Source organism: Pseudomonas sp. R15(2017) (assembly GCF_002112685.1).
In the GTDB taxonomy this organism is placed as follows: domain Bacteria; phylum Pseudomonadota; class Gammaproteobacteria; order Pseudomonadales; family Pseudomonadaceae; genus Aquipseudomonas; species Aquipseudomonas glycinae.
Window position 1 is genome coordinate 1 of the sequence record NZ_NEII01000005.1, and the last position, 21899, is coordinate 21899.

Below are 21899 nucleotides of genomic sequence, written 5' to 3' on the forward strand. Positions count from 1 at the left end.
ACCCGAATTTCTTGACGACCATAGAGCGTTGGAACCACCTGATCCCATCCCGAACTCAGAAGTGAAACGATGCATCGCCGATGGTAGTGTGGGGTTTCCCCATGTGAGAGTAGGTCATCGTCAAGATTAAATTCCGAAACCCCAATTGCGAAAGCAATTGGGGTTTTGTTTTGCCCGCAGGAAAGTTCTTACAGCATTCTCAGCCGTCTTGCGGCTGTCCTCGCCGGCCGACAATGCTAAGGTTCAGCCCTAGCTTTTGTACTTTTCCAAGGAAGCCTTCATGCCGGACACCCAGTCCCTCAACGCTGCATTCATGGTCGTTCAGAGCAACAGCCTGGATGAACTGCGCAGCCTTGTGATCAGCATCATGCGGCGCTATCCGCTGGCACCCTTGGAGAATGAAATTGCGCTCGTGCAGAGTAACGGTATCGCTCAATGGCTCAAGCTGGCCCTGGCTGAAGATCCTGAAGCAGAAGATTCAGGCGGCTGTGGTATCGCCGCTGCTATTGATGTGCAACTGCCGGGCAGTTTCATGTGGCAGCTTTACCGGATGGTGCTGGGGCGAGAAGAAATTCCGGCAAAGTCGTTGCTCGACAAGGCACCGTTGACATGGCGCCTGATGCGCTTGTTGCCACAGGTAATCAACCGTCCGCATTTCGAACCGCTACAACGCTTCCTCACCCATGACACCGATCTACGCAAACGCTACCAGTTATCCGAGCGTCTGGCAGACCTCTTCGACCAATACCAGGTTTACCGCGCTGATTGGCTTGAGGACTGGGCAGAGGGGCATCATCAACTCCGCAATGTAAGAGGTGAAGCGAAGCCGCTCTCACCGACCAGTTGCTGGCAGGCAGAATTGTGGCGCGCTCTGCTGGACGACGTGGGCGAGCAAGGCATGGCCCAAAGCCGGGCAGGCGTGCATCAGCGATTCATGGAACGCATCAACAGTCTTGAAAGCGCACCGAACGGACTTCCCCAGCGAGTAATCGTTTTTGGAATTTCCTCGTTGCCCGCACAAGTACTTGAAGCGTTGGCCGGGCTTTCCCGTTTCAGCCAGGTTTTGTTGTGCGTCCATAACCCCTGTCGTTATCACTGGGCCGATATCGTTGCCGACAAGGATCTACTACGTCATCAGTACAAGCGACAAGCCCGCAAAAACGGCATGCCTGTGGTGCTGGACTCGGAATCACTCCACCAACATGCTCACCCGCTCCTCGCTGCATGGGGTAAGCAAGGTCGTGATTACATCAACCTTCTCGACAGTTACGACGAGCCGGACAGCTATCGCGCAGCATTTCGCAATGGGCGTATTGATCTGTTCAGCGAACACCAGCCGAAGAACATGCTCAATCAGTTACAGGACGACATTCTGGAACTGCGGCCGCTCAGCGAGACTCGTGCGCTCTGGCCGGCAGTCGATCTCACTCAAGACGATTCGATCCGCTTTCATATCGCCCATAGCGCCCAGCGCGAGGTTGAGATTCTCCACGACCAGTTGCTGGCCCGTTTCAGTGCCAACCCTCAATTACGCCCGCGCGACGTGATCGTGATGGTGCCTGACATCGATAGTTATGCGCCGCATATTCGCGCCGTATTTGGGCAGCTTGATCGTCATGACCCACGCTTCATTCCCTTCACCATGGCCGATCAGGGCCAGCGCGGACGGGATCCATTGCTGATCGCTGTCGAGCATCTGCTCAAGCTGCCTGACAGTCGTTTTCCCGTCAGTGAGATCCTCGACCTGCTCGACGTTCCTGCGTTACGCGCCAGATTTGGTGTGCAGGAGCGAGACTTGCCGACCCTGCATCGCTGGATTGAAGGTGCTGGCGTGCGTTGGGGAATCGATGCCGGGCAACGGGCCGAGCTGGGATTGCCCGACGAACTGGAGCAAAACAGTTGGCGCTTTGGCTTGCGCCGGATGCTGCTCGGTTATGCCGTCGGCAGTTCCGGGGCCTGTGGGGATATCGAGCCGTACGACGAAATCGGTGGTCTCGATGCCGCGCTGATCGGCCCATTGGTAGCGTTGCTGGATGCACTGGAACTTTCGCATCAGCAACTGATGACGCCCGCGCAACCATGGGAGTGGGGGGATCGGCTTCAGGCCCTGATGCTGCTGTTTTTCAAACCCGAAAATGAGCATGACGACTACTTGCTCGCTCAACTCGAAGAGCTACGGGAAACCTGGCTGGAAACCTGCGAAGCCGTCGGTCTGTTGGACGAGTTGCCACTGACCGTAGTCCGTGAGGCCTGGTTGGCGGGACTGGATCAGGGTCGCCTGTCGCAGCGTTTCCTGGCGGGAGCCGTGAACTTTTGCACGCTGATGCCGATGCGCGCGATCCCGTTCAGGCTGGTTTGCCTGCTGGGCATGAACGATGGCGATTATCCACGTGCTCAACCGCCGCTGGACTTCGACCTCATGGGCAGCGACTACCGGCCGGGAGATCGCTCCCGTCGGGAGGATGATCGCTATCTTCTGCTTGAAGCGCTTTTGTCCGCCCGTCATCAGCTCTACATCAGCTGGGTCGGCCGCAGCATTCGCGACAACAGTGAGCGGCCCGCCTCTGTGTTGATCGGCCAGTTGCGCGATCATCTCGCCAATGGATGGCGATCGGTCGACGACAACGAAGATCTCCTGATTGCGATGACTCAGGAGCATCCGTTGCAGCCATTCAGTTCGCGCTACTTCCATGAGGAAGACAAGCTGTTCAGCTACGCCAGCGAATGGCAGGTGCTGCATCAACATCACGAACAGAACGACGCCGCAACAATGCTTGCCCCTCATGTCCAGGAGGAACCGTTGAGTCTGGAGTTGCTGCAAGACTTCCTGCGCAATCCGGTCCGACACTTTTTCACTCAGCGACTCAAGGTTTACTTCGAAGCGGCGCAGGTACCTCAGGCTGACGAGGAACCCTTTGTACTGGATGCGTTGCAGCGATACGTGCTCAGCGACAGCTTGCTCGGAGCAGCCTTGAGACACCCGGATAATGTTGATCAGGCACTCGAGTCTCAAGCCCGACGCCTGCAGAACAGCGGACTTTTGCCCATGGCCGGGTTCGGTGAATGCCTTCAACGAGAGCTGATCGAGCCTTTGCCAGACTTGTTGCAACGACATCAACAGCTGTTGGCGTTATGGCCAACACCCCTGACCAACGCCCTACCGATCAATTTCGAATGGCAGGAACTGCGCCTTGAAGGATGGTTGGGAGGTTTGCACCGGCGCGCCGATGGCGGCGTACTGTCGGTCACAACAATCCCCAACAGCATAGGCTCGATCAAGAGCCGCAAATGGCATCGCCTGACCAAGCCCTGGGTCAGCCATCTTGTCGCGTGCGCCAGTGGTCTTTCCCTGACGACAGCACTGGTGGCCAGTGATGACACGCTCCTGCTTGAACCTCTGGAACAGCCCCGGGCGGGCCGAATTCTCGAGGATCTGCTGCTCGCCTGGCAGACGGGTATGCGCCAGCCACTTCCGGTCGCGGTAAAAACGGCTTTTGCATGGCTGGCTCAGACCGATCCGGTCAAGGCTGAAGCGGCTGCCCGCAAAGCCTATGAAGGCGATGGTCAGACCAGCGAAGGCGAGCGGCGTGAAAGCCCGGCTCTGTCCCGACAATTCGCCGACTTCGATGCACTGCAGGCGGATGAAACCTTCTCCGGTTGGTGTGATGCACTGTATCGCCCTTTGCTTGAGGCACCGTGGCGCTCATGGACCCACGAGGAGGCAGGCGCATGAGTAACCAGCCGCCACTCGCCCTGGCATTCCCGTTAAAGGGCAGCCAACTGATTGAAGCCAGTGCAGGCACTGGCAAGACGTTTACCATTTCGGCGTTGTATTTGCGGTTGATCCTTGGCCACGGAGGCGAGGCGAGTGGTTTCGGTCGTGAGCTGTTGCCCCCGCAAATTCTCGTGGTGACCTTCACCGACGCGGCCACCAAAGAGCTGCGCGAACGCATCCGTACGCGTTTGGCCGAAGCCGCCCGTTTCTTCCGCGACGAGACGCCTCCCCCTGATGCGTTGATCAATGAACTGCGTGCACAGTTCGATCCGCAACAATGGCCCGGTTGTGCCAACCGCCTGGACATCGCCGCGCAATGGATGGATGAAGCTGCGGTCTCGACAATCCACAGTTGGTGTCAGCGAATGCTGCGCGAGCATGCGTTCGACAGCGGCAGTCTGTTTACCCAGACCCTTGAAACCGATCACAGCGACTTGCTCGGCGAAGTGCTGCGCGATTATTGGCGGCTGTTCTGCTATCCGATGCAGGGCGATGCATTGAGCTGGGTTCGCAGTCACTGGGGAGGTCCGGCGGCCTTGTTGCCGCGTGTGCGTGGGCTGTTTGGCACCGAGCGCGAGGGGGATTCAGACAATACGCCATCCGAACTGATCGAAGAGTGCCTGCAGGAACGTCGTGCGGCGTTGGTGGACTTGAAGCGACCATGGCGGCAGTGGGCCGATGAGTTGCTCGCCATCTGCCATCAGGGCGTCGCCAACAAAACCGTGGACGGGCGCAAGATGCAGGCCCGCTATTTCGAACCCTGGTTCGAAAAGCTCAAGGCCTGGGCCGAGGACGAGTCGCTCGAACAACTGGATATCGGCACCGGGTTCGCCCGGCTCACGCCGGACGGCATGGCTGAAGCCTGGAAAGGCGAGCCGCCGAGTCACCCGGGCCTGGATGCCATGTCTGTGCTCAAGTCGAGCCTCGACAATTTGCCGACGCCCGATGCGGCCGTGCTGCAGCATGCTGCCAAATGGGTCGGTGCTCGCTTTGAAGACGAGAAGCGCCGTCGAGCCGAAATGGGTTTCGACGACATGCTGTTGCGTCTTGATGCGGCCCTGCAATCCGACGGTGGGGAACGGCTCGCCACGCTCATCCGCGAGCAATTCCCGGTCGCCCTGATCGATGAGTTCCAGGACACGGATCCGGTGCAGTACCGGATCTTCGAAAGCATCTATCGCATTGAAGAAGATAACCCCGAGACCGGGTTGTTTCTGATCGGGGATCCAAAGCAGGCGATCTATGCCTTCCGTGGCGCGGACATCTACACCTATCTGCGAGCCCGGCAGGCCACAACCGGGCGCCTGCATACCCTGGGCACCAACTTCCGTTCCAGTCACGGGATGGTCTGTGCGGTCAACCATGTGTTCGAGCGTGCAGAATCCCGTGAGCAAGGACGCGGAGCGTTTCTGTTCCGAGAGAAAAACGGCGATAACCCTGTGCCGTTCCAGCCTGTGGAGGCTCAGGGGCGCAAAGAACATTTGCAGGTCTCCGGGCTGGATGTGCCGGCGCTGAACATCTGGCATTTATCCACCGACAAACCACTGTCCGGGGCGGTTTACCGCCAGCAGTTGGCGGCCGCCTGTGCCAGTCAGATCACCTCCCTGCTCAATGGCGAACAGACCGGTCGCGCCGGGTTTGCGCAGGAGGGCAAGGATTGGCGTGGGCTGCGGCCAGCGGACATTGCGATCCTGGTGCGCGATGGTAAAGAGGCGCAGGCGGTACGCGGTGAGCTCGCAGTGCGCGGAGTCCGCAGCGTTTATCTGTCGGACAAGGACTCGGTCTTTGCCGCTCAGGAAGCCCATGATCTGCTGTCGTGGCTCAAGGCGTGCGCCGAGCCGGATGTCGAACGCTCCCTGAAAGCGGCGCTGGCGTGCATCACACTGAATCTGCCACTGGCTGAGCTGGAGCGTCTGAATCAGGACGAACGGGTCTGGGAAACCCGGGTCATGCAGTTCCGCGGTTATCGTGAGCTCTGGCGCAAGCAAGGGGTGCTGCCGATGTTGCGGCGCCTGCTGCACGACTTTCAACTGCCGCAGATGCTCATTGCCCGCAGTGATGGCGAGCGGGTGCTGACCAACCTGTTGCACCTGTCGGAGTTGTTGCAACAGGCCGCGTCGGAACTCGATGGCGAGCAGGCACTGATCCGTCATCTGGCCGAGCATCTGGCGCTCTCCGGGCAGGCAGGCGAAGAGCAGATCCTGCGTCTTGAAAGCGACGAACAACTGGTCAAGGTCGTGACCATTCACAAGTCCAAGGGACTTGAATACCCGTTGGTGTTCCTGCCTTTCATCTGCTCGGCCAAACCCGTGGATGGCAGTCGATTGCCGCTGCATTACCACGATGAGTCCGGCAAGGCCCGCATCAGTCTGAAACCCGACGCCGAATTGATCGCCCTGGCGGACAACGAGCGCCTGGCGGAGGATCTGCGTTTGCTCTACGTCGCGCTGACCCGCGCACAACACGCGTGCTGGCTCGGAGTCACGGATCTCAAGCGCGGCAACCACAGCAGCTCGGTGCTGCATCTTTCTGCGCTGGGCTATCTGTTGGGCGGTGGCGCAACGTTGAATGAGTCCAGCGGATTGGCCCGCTGGCTGGACGATCTGCAACAGGATTGCTCGGCGCTGAGCGTTGTTGAAATGCCGGAGGCTACCAGCGAGGTGTACAAGCCCCCGCGTAACGAGGCCAAGCTACGCGCCACACTATTGCCGAGCCGCAGGGCCAGCGAAAACTGGTGGATCGCATCGTACAGCGCCTTGCGCATCAGTGACGTGCTGAGCGTCGGCAATGACGAAGCTCCTGACAGTCCGCAAGCGCAAAAACTGTTCGACGACGAACGCCTCGATCCCGAGGCACAGCGCGAGATCATCACTGGCGGGGCCGATATTCACCGCTTCCCCCGCGGACCGAATCCGGGAACGTTTCTTCACGGTTTGCTGGAGTGGGCAGGGGAGGAGGGTTTCGCGGTCACCCGCGAGTCGTTGAATGATGCGATTGCCCGACGCTGCAACCGTCGGGGCTGGGAAGGCTGGATCACCACCCTCGGCGACTGGTTGCAACATTTGCTCAAACTGCCGCTGCCTGCAGGGCATGATCAACCGCCGGTCGTTCTCGAGCAATTGAAGCAGTATCGGGTCGAGATGGAGTTCTGGTTCGCAAGCCACAAAGTCGACGTCCTCAAGCTTGACGAACAGGTGCGTCAGTTCACCCACAACGGCGTTGCTCGGGTTGGCGCAGAAGCGGTGCAACTCAACGGCATGTTCAAAGGCTTTATCGACCTGACGTTCGAACACGAGGGTCGTTATTACGTGGCCGATTACAAATCCAACTGGCTGGGTGTCGATGACGCGGCGTACACCGAACGGGCCATGGAGCAATCGATCCTCGAGAACCGTTACGACCTGCAATACGTGCTGTACCTGTTGGCACTGCATCGTCAGCTCAAGGCGCGGCTTGCCGATTACGACTACGACCGGCATATCGGTGGCGCGTTGTATCTGTTCCTGCGCGGGACACGGTCCCCTGGAGGCGGCGTTTACTTCGCGAGGCCACCAAGGGAGCTGATCGAACGTCTGGATCTCATGTTCCAGGGCAAACCGCAACCCAAGGCCGAGCCCGCGTGGGAACAGGGAGAACTGCTATGAACCGGACATTCGCCGACCTGCTGCCAACGCCGCTGACCGCCGACAGCCTTGCTCAGCTGACACCTCTGACCCGTGCCGATGATCTGTTGCTGTTGCTGACCCAATGGGTCGAGCGTGGCTGGTTGCGGGCACTGGACAAGGCATTCGTGGCCTTTCTTCATGAGTTGGCACCCGATGTCGATCCGCTGGTGTTGCTAGCCGCCGCATTGACCAGTCACCAGCTCGGCCATGGTCATGTGTGCCTGGATCTGTTCGAAACCCTCAAGGCGCCGGATTTCGCTTTGTCCCTGCCGCCGGAGGGGGATGCACAACCCGGCGTGTTGCTGCTGCCATCGCAACTGCTTGAAACCCTCGACGGAGTACATTGGTGCAAGGTGCTGGCCGACAGTTCGCTGGTTGCACTGGCCGCCGACGAAGGTGCGTCGGCTCGGGAGCGTCCGCTGGTGTTATCCGGCAAACGCTTGTACTTACGGCGCTATTGGGCCTACGAGCGGCGTATTGACAGCGCGTTGCGTCAGCGACTCGCAGAGCAGGAAGCAACACCGTCCGATCTTGCTCGGCGGCTGGACGAGCTGTTCGATCCGGCGATGCGTGCGGATGTCATCGACTGGCAGAAACTGGCCTGCGCCCTGGCCACCCGAAGTGCCTTCAGCATCATCACGGGCGGCCCGGGCACTGGCAAAACGACAACGGTGGTACGTCTGCTGGCGTTGCTTCAGGCACCTGCGGTCGAGGCGCATCAGCCATTGCGCATTCGGCTCGCGGCGCCTACCGGTAAAGCGGCGGCGCGGCTGACCGAGTCCATCAGTCAGCAGGTGCAATCGCTGAGGGTCGCTGACAGCGTCCGGGAAAAAATCCCGACCGAGGTGACCACGGTGCATCGCCTGCTCGGCAGCCGTCCCGGTACCCGACACTTTCGCCACCATGCCGGTAACCGCTTGCCCCTGGACGTACTGGTGGTCGATGAAGCCTCCATGATCGACCTGGAAATGATGACCAACTTGCTTGATGCGCTGCCGCCTCATGCCAGGTTGGTGTTGCTGGGCGACAAGGATCAATTGGCCTCGGTGGAGGCCGGCGCGGTACTGGGAGATTTGTGCCGTGATGCCGAGGAGGGTTGGTACAGCCCGCAGACTTGCCAGTGGCTGGAAGCGGTGAGCGGCGAATCCCTGCGGGATAGTGGCTTGCGCGAAGGCACTGACGGGTCGCACCCGCTGGCCCAGCAGGTGGTGATGTTGCGTCACTCGCGGCGTTTCGGCGAGGGCAGCGGCATCGGTCAACTGGCGCGACGAGTGAATCGGCAGCTCCCTGATGAAGCTCGCCAGTTGCTGGACGGCAACACTCATGGCGATGTGTTTTCGTTGCCGCTTCAGAACGAGCACGACCGGAAACTTGAGCACCTGGTGCTGGATGGACACGGCGAAGGCCCACACGGTTATCGACATTATCTGAGTGTCTTGCGCAATCGACGTCCGGCGAACGGAACCCCGCTCGAGCATTCGGACTGGGTCGACTGGGCGCGTGACGTCTTGCGGGCCTTCGATACCTTCCAGTTGTTGTGCGCAGTGCGCAAAGGGCCGTGGGGTGTCGAGGGGCTGAACCAGCGCATCACCGACGCGCTGCTCAAGGCGCGGCTGATCGAGAGCGACCAGCAATGGTACGAAGGCCGGCCGGTGCTGATGACCCGAAACGACTACGGTCTGGGGCTGATGAACGGTGACATCGGTATCGCCCTGAGATTGCCCGAGCTCGATGGCCCGGATGCCGACAGGTCGGTGTTGCGGGTGGCGTTCCCGCGTAACGACGGCCGCGGCGGGGTGCGCTTCGTTCTGCCGAGCCGACTCAACGATGTCGAAACCGTGTACGCCATGACCGTGCACAAGTCACAGGGCTCGGAGTTTGCCCATACCGCGCTGATCCTGCCGGACGCCCTGAACCCCGTGTTGACCAAGGAACTGATCTACACCGGAATTACCCGGGCCAAGGACTGGTTCACTTTGATCGAACCCCGCAGTGGCGTGTTTGAAGAGGCAGTACAACGCAAGGTGAAGCGCTTGAGCGGACTGATGCTGGAGCTGGAGGAGGGGGCGCTGCCTCGAGGATGAAGGCGCGTTCGATTGCCACCGTTAACTGACCAACCGGTCAGAGGTCGCTGTATCGCTGGCTTTCCAACGCTGTGCTATCGTTGCGGCATCATTTCGTAACGATCCAAGAGAATCCCTGCATGAAGGTGGCTGTCTGGGCGATAGAGCGCGTAGTTGGCTGCAAGCAGGCATTGCTTGCCGTTGTACTCTGTTTGCTCACGGGTTTGGCCGCTGCCCAGACTCCAGCCCCTGCGGGGATGGCCGAACAGCGGGCCAAATCCGTCACCCAGGTTGTTCTCGGTATCCTCAGTTACGCGCGCTGGCCGGTAGAGCCGGCGCAGTTACGCCTGTGCATCGTCGGCCCGACCGAATACACCGATGACCTGGTCAAGGGCACGACGCAGGCCACGGGCCGTCCGGTCATCGTGCGCCGACTGTTGGCCGACAATCCAGCCATCGTCAGCGAGTGCGACGCGGTCTATATCGGCAAACTCACCACAGACGAACGCAGCCGGCTGTTCGCGTCCCTGATCGGCCATCCGGTGCTGAGCATCAGCGAAGGCGGTGATCAATGCACGGTGGGCAGCCTGTTCTGCCTGCGGGTCGGCGATGAACAAGTGTCGTTCGAGGTCAATCTGGACTCCGTCGCCCGTAGCGGTGTGCGCATTCATCCCAGCGTGCTGCAGTTGTCGCGGCGCAAACCGGCGGTGCCATGAGACGCGACAAATCCACAGGGCGCCCGACCCTCGGCTCGGTCATCGGCCGTGGCAACCTGATTGTGGCGCTGGTCGCCGTGGCAATGGCCAGTGTGTCGCTGACGCTGCTCGGGGTACTGGCGCTGCGGGTCTATGCCGATCACAACCTGCACTTGATCGCCCGCTCGATCAGTTACACGGTTGAAGCCGCCGTGGTGTTCAATGACAAGGCTGCCGCGACCGAATCGCTGGCGTTGATCGCCTCAACCGAAGAAGTGGCCGATGCGCAGGTGTTGAACGCTCAGGGCCAGTTGCTCGCGCGCTGGCAGCGTCCGGAGAACGGCCTGTTTTCCGAACTGGAGATGCAGGTCGCGCGGGTCATTCTGGAAAAACCCATCAATCTGCCGATCCAGCATCAGGATCGCGAGATCGGGCGCATCTTGCTGATCGGCCACGGTGGCAGCCTGATGCGCTTTCTGTTGAGCGGTCTGGCGGGGATCATTCTCTGTACGGCGATCAGTGCCTGGGTCGCGCTGTACCTGGCGCAGCGTCAGTTGCGCAGGATCATAGGTCCGTTGCACAGCCTGGCGGCGGTGGCGCATGCGGCACGCAGCGAGCGGGCACTGGATCGACGGGTACCACGGGCGAAAATTGCCGAGCTGGACAACCTCGGCACCGACTTCAATGCCCTGCTCGACGAACTCGAATCCTGGCAAACCCATTTGCAAAGCGAGAACGAAACCCTCGCTCATCAGGCCAGCCATGACAGTCTCACCGGACTGCCGAACCGGGCCTTTTTCGAAGGCCGTCTGATTCGTGCTCTGCGCAATGCCCACAAGTTGAATGAGCAAGTGGCGGTGCTGTTTCTCGACAGCGACCGATTCAAGGACATCAACGACAGCTTCGGCCATGCCGCTGGCGATGCCGTGCTGGTAGCGGTGGCGAATCGAGTGCGGGCGCAGTTGCGTGAAGAGGATCTGGTGGCGCGTCTGGGCGGTGACGAGTTCGCCGTTCTGCTCACGCCCTTGCACAAGACCGAAGACGCCGAACGGATTGCCGACAAGATCCTCGCCAGCATGGACACCCCGATTGCGCTGCCGGGCGACAGCAGTGTCGTGACGTCGCTCAGTATCGGCATCGCGGTTTACCCCGATCATGGCGTCACGCCCGGCACCTTGCTCGATGCGGCCGATGCCGCTATGTATCAAGCCAAGCGTTTGTCGCGCGGCGCCCAATTCACGGCCGGGACGGAGTACCCGGTCGATTCCGTTCAAACCAGGAGCTGATGCCCGTGTTCTCACTTTCCTTTCGACTGTTTTCCACCCTGTTGCTGACGGCCATGCTGGCCCTGACCGGTTGCCAGACCGCCCCGCAAAAAGGCCTGACGCCGGCCCAGGTCGCGGTCCTCAAGCAGCAAGGCTTCGAGCTGACCGATGACGGCTGGGAGTTTGGCCTGTCGGGCAAAGTATTGTTTGGCAGCGATGTCGAAAGCCTGAACCAGCAAAGTACCGAAATCGTTGAGCGTATCGGCAAGGCGTTGCTGGGTGTCGGCATCGAGCGCGTGCGCGTCGATGGCCACACCGACGCTTCGGGCAAGGAGACCTACAACGAGCAGCTGTCACTGCGCCGCGCGAAAAGCGTCGGCAACGTGCTGACCTCGGTCGGCATGAAACAAGAGAACATTCAGCTGCAGGGCCTCGGCAGCCGCGAACCGGTCGCCTCCAACGACACCGCCGCCGGCCGTACCGAAAACCGCCGGGTGTCGATTGTGGTCAGCGCCGATTAATCGGCGAACTGCATCTCTCGGGTCTCGCCCATCAACAGACCCTGATTGCGCTCGGTCACTTCGCGGATGTAATCCCACAACAGGGTGATCCGCTTCAACTTGCGCAGATCCTCCCGGCAGTACATCCAGAACTGCCGGGTGATATCGATTTCCTCCGGCAACACCGGCAACAGGCGCGGATCCTGGGCCGCGAGAAAGCACGGCAGAATCGCCAATGAGCGCCCCTGCTGCGCCGCGACGAATTGTGCGATCACGCTGGTGCTGCGCAAATTGGCGCTGGCGCCGGGCAACACGTTCGCCAGATACAGCAACTCCGAGCTGAACGCCAAGTCATCCACGTAACTGATGAATTGATGCTTGCCCAGGTCGGCGGGGCGGCGGATCGGCGGGTGCTTGTCCAGGTATTCCTGGGTCGCGTAGAGCTGCAAGCGGTAGTCGCAGAGTTTGCAGCACACGTACGGACCGTGTTCCGGGCGTTCGAGGGCGATGACGATATCGGCCTCGCGTTTGGACAGGCTGATGAAGTGTGGCAGCGGCAGGATATCTACCGAAATCGCCGGGTAGGCGTCGACGAAGTGGCTCAGTTGCGGGGTGATGAAGAAGCTGCCGAAACCTTCGGTGCAGCCCATCCGCACATGCCCGGACAGCGCGACGCCGGAGCCCGATACCTGCTCGCAAGCCATGTGCAGTGTGCTTTCGATCGACTCGGCATAACTCAGCAGGCGCTGGCCTTCGGCAGTCAGCACGAAACCGCTGGTGCGGGACTTTTCGAACAGCAAGGTGCCGAGCGCCGATTCCAGCGAACTGATCCGTCGCGACACGGTGGTGTAGTCCACCGCCAGGCGTTTGGCCGCGGTGCTGGCCTTGCGGGTACGGGCGACTTCGAGGAAAAACTTGAGGTCGTCCCAGTTCAGCGAGCCTAAAGACGTGATGTTTTTTTGCATGATGGACCGGCTTATATGTGCGTTCTTATTAGAAGTTTGCACATCTATACTCCAAAAACAGTCCGACAACCAATTCGTGACACACGCCTCATCTCAAGGCGAACCTTTCGCCTTGGCTCCTAAGATAAAAACAAGTTCTGGAGACCAGCATGAACGCATCGCTTACGCCCAACGAAACCACGATCCAGAAGGTCAAGCTGCTGATCGACGGCGAGTGGGTCGAGTCGCAGACCACCGAGTGGCACGACATCGTCAACCCGGCGACCCAGCAGGTTCTGGCCAAGGTTCCATTCGCCACCGCCGCTGAAGTCGACGCCGCCGTCAGCGCCGCCCAGCGCGCCTTCCAGACCTGGAAGCTGACCCCGATCGGCGCGCGCATGCGCATCATGCTCAAGCTGCAGGCGCTGATCCGTGAACATTCCAAACGCATCGCCGTGGTGCTGAGCGCCGAGCAGGGCAAGACCATTGCCGATGCCGAGGGCGATATTTTCCGGGGCCTGGAAGTGGTCGAGCACGCCTGCTCCATCGGTAGCCTGCAGATGGGCGAATTCGCCGAAAACGTGGCCGGCGGTGTCGACACCTACACCCTGCGCCAGCCGATCGGCGTCTGCGCCGGCATCACCCCGTTCAACTTCCCGGCAATGATTCCGCTGTGGATGTTCCCGATGGCCATCGCCTGCGGCAACACCTTCGTCCTCAAGCCATCGGAGCAGGATCCGCTGTCGACCATGTTGCTGGTGGAGCTGGCGATTGAAGCGGGCATTCCGGCCGGTGTGCTTAACGTCGTCCATGGTGGCAAGGACGTGGTTGACGGCTTGTGCACCCACAAGGACATCAAGGCCGTTTCGTTCGTCGGTTCGACTGCCGTCGGCACCCACGTTTATGACCTGGCCGGTAAACACGGCAAACGCGTGCAATCGATGATGGGCGCGAAGAACCATGCGGTGGTGCTGCCGGATGCCAATCGCGAGCAAGCGCTCAACGCCTTGGTCGGCGCCGGTTTCGGTGCGGCCGGTCAGCGTTGCATGGCCACCTCGGTGGTGGTGCTGGTGGGTGCGGCCAAGCAGTGGCTGCCGGATCTGAAAGCGCTGGCGCAGAAACTCAAGGTCAACGCCGGCAATGAGCCGGGCACCGATGTCGGCCCGGTCATTTCGAAAAAGGCCAAGGCGCGGATTCTCGATCTGATCGAAAGCGGCATCAAGGAAGGCGCAAAACTCGAGCTGGACGGTCGCGACATCAGCGTGCCGGGTTACGAGAAAGGCAATTTCGTCGGCCCGACCCTGTTCTCCGGCGTGACCACCGACATGCAGATCTACACCCAGGAAATCTTCGGCCCGGTGCTGGTGGTGCTGGAAGTCGACACCCTCGATCAGGCCATTGCGCTGGTCAACGCCAACCCGTTCGGCAACGGCACGGGCCTGTTCACCCAGAGCGGTGCGGCGGCGCGTAAGTTCCAGACTGAAATCGACGTCGGCCAGGTCGGCATCAACATTCCGATTCCGGTGCCGGTGCCGTTCTTCAGCTTCACCGGTTCGCGTGGTTCGAAACTCGGCGACCTCGGCCCTTACGGCAAGCAAGTGGTGCAGTTCTACACCCAGACCAAAACGGTCACGGCGCGCTGGTTCGATGACGACAGCGTCAACGACGGCGTGAATACCACCATCAACCTGCGCTGAGGAATGGCCATGAAAATCGCATTTATCGGTCTGGGCAACATGGGCGCGCCGATGGCGCGCAACCTGATCAAGGCCGGGCATTCGCTGAATCTGGTGGACCTGAACAAAACCGTGCTGGCGGAACTCGAGCAACTGGGCGGTACCATCCGCGCCTCGGCTCGCGAAGCCGCCGAAGATGCAGAACTGGTGATCACCATGCTGCCGGCGGCGGTGCATGTACGCAGTGTCTGGCTCGGTGAAGACGGCGTGCTGGCGGGGATTGGCAAAGGCGTGCCGGCGGTGGATTGCAGCACCATCGATCCGCAGACCGCACGCGATGTGGCGGCGGCGGCCGCCAAGCAAGGCGTGGCCATGGCCGATGCCCCGGTGTCCGGTGGTACCGGCGGCGCCACTGCAGGTACATTGACCTTCATGGTCGGCGCCACTCCTGAACTGTTCGCCACCCTGCAACCGGTGCTGGCGCAGATGGGTCGCAACATCGTGCATTGCGGTGAGGTCGGCACCGGGCAGATCGCCAAGATCTGCAACAACCTGTTGCTCGCCATTTCGATGGTCGGCGTCAGCGAGGCGATGGCGCTGGGCGATGCGCTGGGGATCGACACCACAGTGCTCGCCGGGATCATCAACAGCTCGACCGGGCGTTGCTGGAGTTCGGAAATGTACAACCCGTGGCCGGGCATCATCGAAACGGCGCCGGCCTCGCGCGGTTACACCGGTGGCTTCGGCGCCGAGCTGATGCTCAAGGATCTGGGGCTGGCTACCGAAGCGGCGCGTCAGGCCCATCAGCCCGTGGTGCTGGGCGCGGTGGCGCAGCAGTTGTATCAGGCAATGAGCCAGCGCGGGGAAGGGGGCAAGGACTTCTCGGCGATCATCAACAGCTATCGCAAGCCGCAGTAATCGTCGTCAGGCCTGTGCTCGTCACAGGTCTGCAATTCAAATGCAGTAGGTGTTGCCGGGAAATCACGTCGGGTGGTTTCCCGGCTTTTTTGTATCAGGCGAACACGAAATATTTGCGCACGGTCTCGACCACTTCCCAGGTGCCTTTCATGCCGGGTTCGACCACGAAGATGTCGCCGGCGCGCAGGTGGATCGGCTCCATGCCGTCCGGGGTAATCACGCAGTAGCCTTCCTGAAAATGGCAGTACTCCCACTTCACGTAGTCCACCCGCCACTTGCCTGGGGTGCAGATCCACGTGCCCATGATCTTGCTGCCGTCTTCGCTGGTGTAGGCGTTGAGATTGACGGTGTGCGGGTCGCCCTCGAGCTTTTCCCATTTGCAGGCGTCGAGTACGGGCAGGGGATGGGTGTCGCGTAAAACGGTGATAGGTGCGGTCATTGGTGAGTTCCAGAATGGGCTTTTGAGCGGAAGCTGCACCCTATAGCGCCGGGTACTTTGCCAATTGTCTGGGCTCGACATTCAGTTGCTCATAAACGCAGTAGCCAATTGCACTGAACGGTTAGTCAATAACCCTGAAACTTTATTTGAAGGGATGTACTGATCTGGAACAAAGGTTATGAACTTATAACAAAATTACTTGATTTAATTTGTCAGGTGATACGTCGGGGTGTCATCGCTAAGTTGCTTTCAATACTTGACCCTGAGAGCGTCCGGCGCGCTCCAGCCTACGCAGACTTTGTTAAGTAAATATGTCGCTCCGACCAATCACTCGCACCAATCGAGTGCAGCATTTACGGGGCTTGTGCACGTCCGTCTCAGATCAATAAAAAACTTTGAATAGTTCGTTGACTCTCCCCTTAAGGGCAGAGTTTAGATTTCCGCCGCGTGAGAAGTTGCTGTAGGAAAAGTTACTTCTCGTATGCGGAAAATATGAGTCAGCCACGACATATAGGGAGATAGAAATGAACAATCCATTGGACTTGGAACAGGTCATAGGCAGCACCCGCGCCATTCTCGCGCAGTTGTTGGTAATGAGCGCTGATGAAATCGATGAGCACAGCAGCATCGTCGAAGATCTGGGGGCGGATTCGCTGGACATCGTCGACCTCAGCTTCCAGCTGGGCCGTCAGTATGGCTGCACCTTGCCCAAGACCAGCGTGCTGGATCACGCGGTGGCTGTCTGCGGGGATGCCAGCGAGTTTCTGGCCAATGGCCGGATCACTGAAAACGGCAAGGCCCTGCTGGAGCAAAGCCTGAGCGCTTACGCACCGGACCAGCTAAAGGCCGGCATGCAGCCGGCGCAGGTGTTCGCGGCCACCACAGTTCTCAACTGGGCGCAGCAGTGCCGCAATCTGTTCAATTACCTGCCATCGAGTTGCCCTGACTGCAACGCCCATCAAGCCGTGCTCAACGAACGTCAGCAAGTGGTCTGTGGTGCATGCGGCGCACGACTGGTGCCGGCCGATGGCGACGAGGTCTCCCGTCAACTGGTCGAGCAGTTTGTGGCCACTCACGTCAAAGAGACGGTGTAGGAGCTCACATGCGGGCACGAGAAGTCTATGTGAGCGGGTTCGGCCTGGTGGCGCCCATGGCGCTGGACGCTGCCACGTTGTTCGAGCGCATCTGCCGGAAACAATCCTGTGTCCGCGAACATCCCCGGTTCCAGGCACTGGGGTTTCGCAACAGTGCGGCCGGGTTTATCGATGACGCGCAGTGGCAGCGGATTGCCGCCGGATTCGGTGGTAACGCTGCGCTGCACCCGCGCCAGAGCGTGCTGGCGGAGTACGTCGCGCGTCAGGCATTGCAGCACGCCGGTCTGACACCGGCCGATTTTGCCCACAGCCGCAGCGGCCTGTTCCTGGGGGCCAATAAATACTGTGCCGACAGTCACGATTTGCAGCGGGTCAGTCGTTGCATGGATGACACGGGGCGAGTCGATCTGGATCGCCTGCTGGATCATCCGGCACCGTCGAGCGCTTCTTTCGCGCGTCGGGTCGATCAACAGACCCAACACCTGGCGGACTGGCTCGGTATACGCGACTGCATCTCGACCCACTCCGACGCCTGTGCCGCCGGCACCATGGCCATCGGCAGCGCTTACCGGGCGATCGAGCGCGGTGAAGTGGACCTGGCAATTTGCGGTGCCGTGGAACTGATGGCCAATGAGCTGCCGTATTACATGTTCAACAGCCTTGGCGCGCTATGCCAGGCCGACCTGCCGGCAGGCGAGCAGAGCCGCCCGTTCATGCCGGATCGCAGTGGTTTTGTGCTCAGCGAAGGCGCGGCGCTGGTGATTCTCGAATCCGCCGAGCATGCCCGGCGGCGCAAGGCCAGGCCACTGGGACGAGTGTTGGGCTACGCCAATGTCTGCGAAGCCCAGAAGATGACCTCCAGCAGCCGGGATGGCAGCAAGTACGAGGAATGCATGGACGCTGCAATCGAAGATGCCGGGCTGCTGCGCAGTGCCGTGCAACACGTCAATACCCACGGGACTTCCACCCAGGCCAACGACAGTTGCGAGGCCCTGGCCCTGCAACGGCTGTTTGGCGAATGCCAGGACTTCATGACCTTCACCGCCAACAAGTCGGCCATTGGGCACTCCCTGGCAGGCAGCGGCGCGATTGAAGCCGTGTTGTCGCTGATGACGTTGCGCGACGGTGTGCTGTTGCCGACCTTGAACTATGAGCCTGAGCGCGCCGAATACCCTTCATTGAAGTTCCTCAGCGAGCCTGTGCGCCAGCCGATCAACGTGGTGATGTCCAACTCCTTCGGGTTCGGCGGCGTCAACAGCTCGCTGGTTCTGGGGAGGGCATGACATGAACAGAGCCCTCTACATCAATGCGGCTGCCGTGCTCAATGCGGCCGGCAGCGAATGCGCCGACCTGCTTGGGACACCGCCGGTGCCACAACCGCTGGCCTTCGACCCGCAACGCAAGGCCCTGGCTTTGCCCGTGCCGCGCCTGGCCAGCGATCTGTTCGATCGCAAGATCCAGCGCAGCGTCGAGCCCCAGGGGTTGCGTCTGCTGCATTGCGCCGCACGTCTGGCGCCCGCGCTGGCAGCGCTGCAACTGCCTGCTGCGCGCATTGCTCTGACCGCCGCCATTCCGGAAGTGGACGCGCCAAGCCCTTGCTGGGATGCAGTGCAAGCGATCCTCGAACAGCCGCAAAAACAGTTGTCGCAACTGTTGGCCAACACCCCGCCATTGCATGCGTTGACGCTGCTCAACAGCAGTGTGATGGCTTACGTGGCCGAGGCGCTGAACTGCCATGGCCCGATGGGCGGCTTCTGCTCCCAGAACAATGCCGGGCTCGATGCGTTGATCGAGGCCTGTCAGCAAATTGCCGAACAACACGCCGATGCGGCGCTGGTGGTCAGCAGCAGTCCGAACCTGACACCGGCCCTATACCTGCGCGAGCCTGTTCTGGCGGACGAGCCGGTTTACGGTGAAGGCGCCGCGGCGCTGTTGCTCAGTTCGACACCGCTGCAGGACGCCACGCAGATCTTGCGTGTGGCCGGGTTTGCCCGAGGCTACAGCGCCGATCCGCAGCGCACGCTGGTCGTCGGCAAACGCGTGATCGAACGCGCCCTGAGCGAGGAAAAACTGTGTATGGGTGACGTTGCCAATGTGGTGGCCAATCCCGCCGACCGGCAACTGATGAGTCTGTTTGAATCGACGCCACAACACCTGCGCAATGCCAGTGCAATGACCGGCGAACTGGGCGCCAGCGGATTGCTGACCGAGGTCGCCATGGCTTTGCACCACAGCCGCGAAGCAGGCGCTGTGCCTGGTTACACCTTGCTCGTCAGTCATGGTCGCGCCGGTCACTGGGGCGCATTGCTGTTGGCCAGTGAAACCCTGGAGAAGTACGCATGAGTGCGACACGGATTGTGATCACCGGAATGGGCGCGGTAACCGGATTCGGTTTCGAATGGCAGACCCTCTGGGAAAAAATGCTCGGCGCCGAACACTGCGTGCGCCCGTGGCAGCCGCAAGACCTGCACGAAAATGAATTTCCGGTTCGCTACGCGGCGCCCGTGGACATGACGTTGTTACCCGGGCATTTGCAGAACCACCCGGCCTGGACGCGGCTCCTGGAAAAACGCAGTCGCTTTGGCTGGGTGGCCGCCACCCAGGCCGTCGCCGACAGCGGGTTGAACCCCGAGCAGTTGCGCGAGGCTGCCGTGCTGTGTGCCTCCGGGGCGCCACAACACATGCTCGCCGACATGCTCCTGACCCAGGCGCCGGACGGCAATGCACCGGACTGGCAACACCTGATGGCGCGGGCAACAGAAGTCAGCGCCGAGGGTTCCTTGCGTCAGGCCAACGACCGGCTGGCGCGAGTGATTGCCGACGACCTCGGTTGTGAGGGCCCGGTGATCAATATCAGCAGTGCCTGTGCCGGCGCATCCCAGGCGATCGGCAATGCGTTCCAGATGATTCGTCGCGGCGAAGTGAATGTTGCCGTGGCCGGTGGCGCCGACTCGGTGCTCAACCTCGACACCATGGCCGCTTTGTACCTGCTGGGCGCAGCCTCGGGCGAGCAGCGCTGGGGCGCTGATCTGTGCCGGCCGTTCGATCGTGACCGCAGCGGTCTGATCGCCGGCGAGGGTGGCGGGTTTGTTGTATTGGAAAGTCTTGAGCATGCCCTGGCGCGGGGGGCGACCCCGTATGCCGAAGTGCTCGGTTACGGCAGCAGCCTGGATGCCTACAAGGTCACCGCACCGCAGCCAGAAGGCCGCGGCGCCGCGCTGGCAATGCAAGCGGCGCTGGACGATGCGGGGTTGCAGCCGCAGCAGATTGACCTGATCAATGCCCACGGCACCTCGACGCCCCTCAATGATGTTGCCGAGACCCTGGCAATCAAGCAGGTGTTCGCTCAGCACAAGCATTATCAGGCGCTGGCCGTCAGTGCCAACAAATCGCAATTCGGCCACCTGATCGCGGCGGCCGGGGCGCCGGAGTGCATTGTCACTGCGCTGGCCTGTCTGAACGATCTGGTCACACCCACCGTGAACCTGCACGAGGCCGATGAACGCTGCGATCTGGATTATTGCGCCGGTCAGGCCGTCAGCCGTCGTGTGGATTACGCCCTCAGCAACTCCTTTGGCTTCGGCGGCCTGAACACCTCGCTGGCCCTTGGCAAATATCGGGAGCACGGACAATGACTAGCGCCACTGCACGCATTGCCATCGCTGGCAGCGGTTGTGTGTTGCCCACGGGTTGGGGCGTCGAGGGTTTCTGGGCGGCGGCCCGGGAAGGTCGCAGTGCGATCGGACCGCTGCAAACGCCGCTGTTTCACAGTGAACGCATCGCCGCATTCGGACAGATCGATGACGCCACGCACCAGCGCAGTCGCCAGGACGTTGCGCAAAACCTGCAGCGTTACTGCCCGCCGGCGGTGATCTGGGGCGTCAGCGCGGTGCGTCAGGCGCTGGCCGAGGCCGGCGTCGAACCCGGTCAGGACGGTTTGCGTTATGGCCTCTATTGCTGTCAGGGCGGGTATACCCATCCGTCAGTGGCTTCCTATGGGGAACTGCTTCAGGAGTCCCGGACCGACGGCGTAGCCGACATGAACCGCCTCGCCCGGCAAGTGTTGCAGGAGCGTGCGCTCGATCCGTTTCTGGTGCTCAAGAGTCTGAGCAACGGCTTGCTCGGTGTGGTCAGTCTGGCCTTGAAGCTGGAGTGCGAGTGCAACGCTTACATGCAGGGCGTGGCCGGCAATCTGGCGGCATTGCGTCAGGCGCACAGTGCCTTGCAGAGTGGACGCATCGACGTGGCCATCGTGGTCGGGGCCGGCAGTGAGCTCGACCCGCTGGCGCTGGCCGCGCTCGCCGAGGCAGGTGTGATCGGTACCGACGGTTCCCGGCAGATGCTCGCCTTTGACCGAAAGGGTTCGGGCGGCATTGCCGGCGAAGGCGCCGCTGCCCTGGTGCTGCGGCGGGCCGCGGATCTGCCGCCGGAACCGCAAACCTGCCTGACGGCGCTGTTCGCGCACCCGCGTCTGGACGCTCTGAGCCTGCCGGACAAACAGGTCGATTTGCTGATCAGCAGTGCCACCGGCACTGCGCACAAGGACGCCGATCTGGCCCGCACGCTGGCCCGAACCGGCGCCGCACACATCACCAGCAGCACGGCGTTGACCGGCATCCTCAGCGGTGCGCCGAGTCTGGTCGACCTGATCCTCGCCCGCCAGATGCTGCAGGCCCAAAGCATCGCGCCGATTGCCGGGCTGACGCAGCCGGTGGATACGCATCTGCCGTTTGTATCGGGCGAACCGCGGGATGCCGTTCTGCACGATTGCCTGGTGATCAACCGCGACGACAACGGCTTCAGCGCCTGCTACCAGCTCGACTTGCAGGCGGACGACTGACCGCTTCAAGGCAATACATCGCTTC

15 protein-coding genes and 1 rRNA gene are annotated in these 21899 nt (G+C 61.1%); 14 read left to right on the plus strand and 2 right to left on the minus strand.

Annotation, left to right across the window (positions count from 1 at the left end):
• Positions 1-10 precede the first annotated feature (10 nt).
• The 7 genes from rrf (at position 11) to CAF77_RS11800 (ending at position 11984) form a co-directional block, all read left to right on the plus strand.
• Positions 11-126, plus strand: a 5S ribosomal RNA gene (gene rrf / locus CAF77_RS11770).
• A 154-nt stretch (positions 127-280) separates the two neighbouring features.
• Positions 281-3733 (plus strand): exodeoxyribonuclease V subunit gamma, encoded by a 3453-nt coding sequence (gene recC, locus CAF77_RS11775; RefSeq protein ID WP_085654517.1) that lies wholly within the window; start codon positions 281-283, stop codon positions 3731-3733.
• Positions 3730-7419 carry an exodeoxyribonuclease V subunit beta gene (recB, locus tag CAF77_RS11780; RefSeq protein WP_085654519.1) on the plus strand — a complete coding sequence of 1230 codons (3690 nt, stop codon included), beginning with the start codon at positions 3730-3732 and terminating at the stop codon, positions 7417-7419. Before recC ends, recB begins: the two co-directional genes overlap by 4 nt.
• Positions 7416-9524, plus strand: a complete 2109-nt coding sequence (gene recD / locus CAF77_RS11785; RefSeq protein WP_085654521.1) for an exodeoxyribonuclease V subunit alpha — start codon at positions 7416-7418, stop codon at positions 9522-9524. Before recB ends, recD begins: the two co-directional genes overlap by 4 nt.
• Positions 9525-9643: 119 nt before the next feature.
• Positions 9644-10219 (plus strand): YfiR family protein, encoded by a 576-nt coding sequence (locus tag CAF77_RS11790; protein WP_064382633.1) that lies wholly within the window; start codon positions 9644-9646, stop codon positions 10217-10219.
• Positions 10216-11484: a diguanylate cyclase domain-containing protein gene (locus CAF77_RS11795; RefSeq protein WP_064382632.1), complete on the plus strand. Its 1269-nt coding sequence runs from the start codon at positions 10216-10218 to the stop codon at positions 11482-11484. The genes CAF77_RS11790 and CAF77_RS11795 overlap by 4 nt, the downstream gene beginning before the upstream one ends.
• Complete coding sequence (locus CAF77_RS11800) at positions 11484-11984, plus strand: OmpA family protein (protein WP_176243896.1); 501 nt, start codon at positions 11484-11486, stop codon at positions 11982-11984. Before CAF77_RS11795 ends, CAF77_RS11800 begins: the two co-directional genes overlap by 1 nt.
• On the opposite strand, the gene CAF77_RS11805 is transcribed toward CAF77_RS11800, so the two are convergent.
• Complete coding sequence (locus CAF77_RS11805; protein WP_064382631.1) at positions 11981-12928, minus strand: LysR family transcriptional regulator; 948 nt, start codon at positions 12926-12928, stop codon at positions 11981-11983. The genes CAF77_RS11800 and CAF77_RS11805 overlap by 4 nt on opposite strands.
• A 149-nt stretch (positions 12929-13077) precedes the next feature.
• On the opposite strand from CAF77_RS11805, the gene CAF77_RS11810 reads away from it, so the two are divergent.
• Positions 13078-14604, plus strand: coding sequence for a CoA-acylating methylmalonate-semialdehyde dehydrogenase (locus CAF77_RS11810; protein ID WP_011332335.1), 1527 nt, complete (start codon positions 13078-13080; stop codon positions 14602-14604).
• A 9-nt stretch (positions 14605-14613) separates the two neighbouring features.
• Positions 14614-15501, plus strand: a complete 888-nt coding sequence (gene mmsB, locus CAF77_RS11815) for a 3-hydroxyisobutyrate dehydrogenase (protein ID WP_085654523.1) — start codon at positions 14614-14616, stop codon at positions 15499-15501.
• Positions 15502-15595: 94 nt separating this feature from the next.
• Here mmsB and CAF77_RS11820 read toward each other — a convergent pair whose 3' ends face one another.
• Positions 15596-15940, minus strand: coding sequence for a cupin domain-containing protein (locus CAF77_RS11820; RefSeq protein WP_039592382.1), 345 nt, complete (start codon positions 15938-15940; stop codon positions 15596-15598).
• A 524-nt stretch (positions 15941-16464) separates the two neighbouring features.
• Between CAF77_RS11820 and CAF77_RS11825 the strand changes: the two genes are divergently transcribed.
• The 5 genes from CAF77_RS11825 to CAF77_RS11845 are packed head-to-tail and all read left to right on the plus strand — an operon-like array spanning position 16465 to position 21874.
• Positions 16465-17034 (plus strand): acyl carrier protein, encoded by a 570-nt coding sequence (locus CAF77_RS11825; protein WP_085654524.1) that lies wholly within the window; start codon positions 16465-16467, stop codon positions 17032-17034.
• A gap of 8 nt (positions 17035-17042) precedes the next feature.
• Positions 17043-18317 carry a beta-ketoacyl-[acyl-carrier-protein] synthase family protein gene (locus CAF77_RS11830; protein WP_064382629.1) on the plus strand — a complete coding sequence of 425 codons (1275 nt, stop codon included), beginning with the start codon at positions 17043-17045 and terminating at the stop codon, positions 18315-18317.
• 1 nt (position 18318) lies between these two features.
• The gene (locus CAF77_RS11835; RefSeq protein ID WP_085654526.1) at positions 18319-19377 is read left to right on the plus strand and encodes a beta-ketoacyl synthase N-terminal-like domain-containing protein; all 1059 of its coding nucleotides are present in this window, start codon (positions 18319-18321) and stop codon (positions 19375-19377) included.
• Entirely contained in the window at positions 19374-20669 is a 1296-nt protein-coding gene (locus CAF77_RS11840) for a beta-ketoacyl synthase (RefSeq protein WP_085654528.1), read from the plus strand. Before CAF77_RS11835 ends, CAF77_RS11840 begins: the two co-directional genes overlap by 4 nt.
• Positions 20666-21874 carry a beta-ketoacyl synthase N-terminal-like domain-containing protein gene (locus CAF77_RS11845; RefSeq protein ID WP_085654530.1) on the plus strand — a complete coding sequence of 403 codons (1209 nt, stop codon included), beginning with the start codon at positions 20666-20668 and terminating at the stop codon, positions 21872-21874. Before CAF77_RS11840 ends, CAF77_RS11845 begins: the two co-directional genes overlap by 4 nt.
• Positions 21875-21899 lie beyond the last annotated feature (25 nt).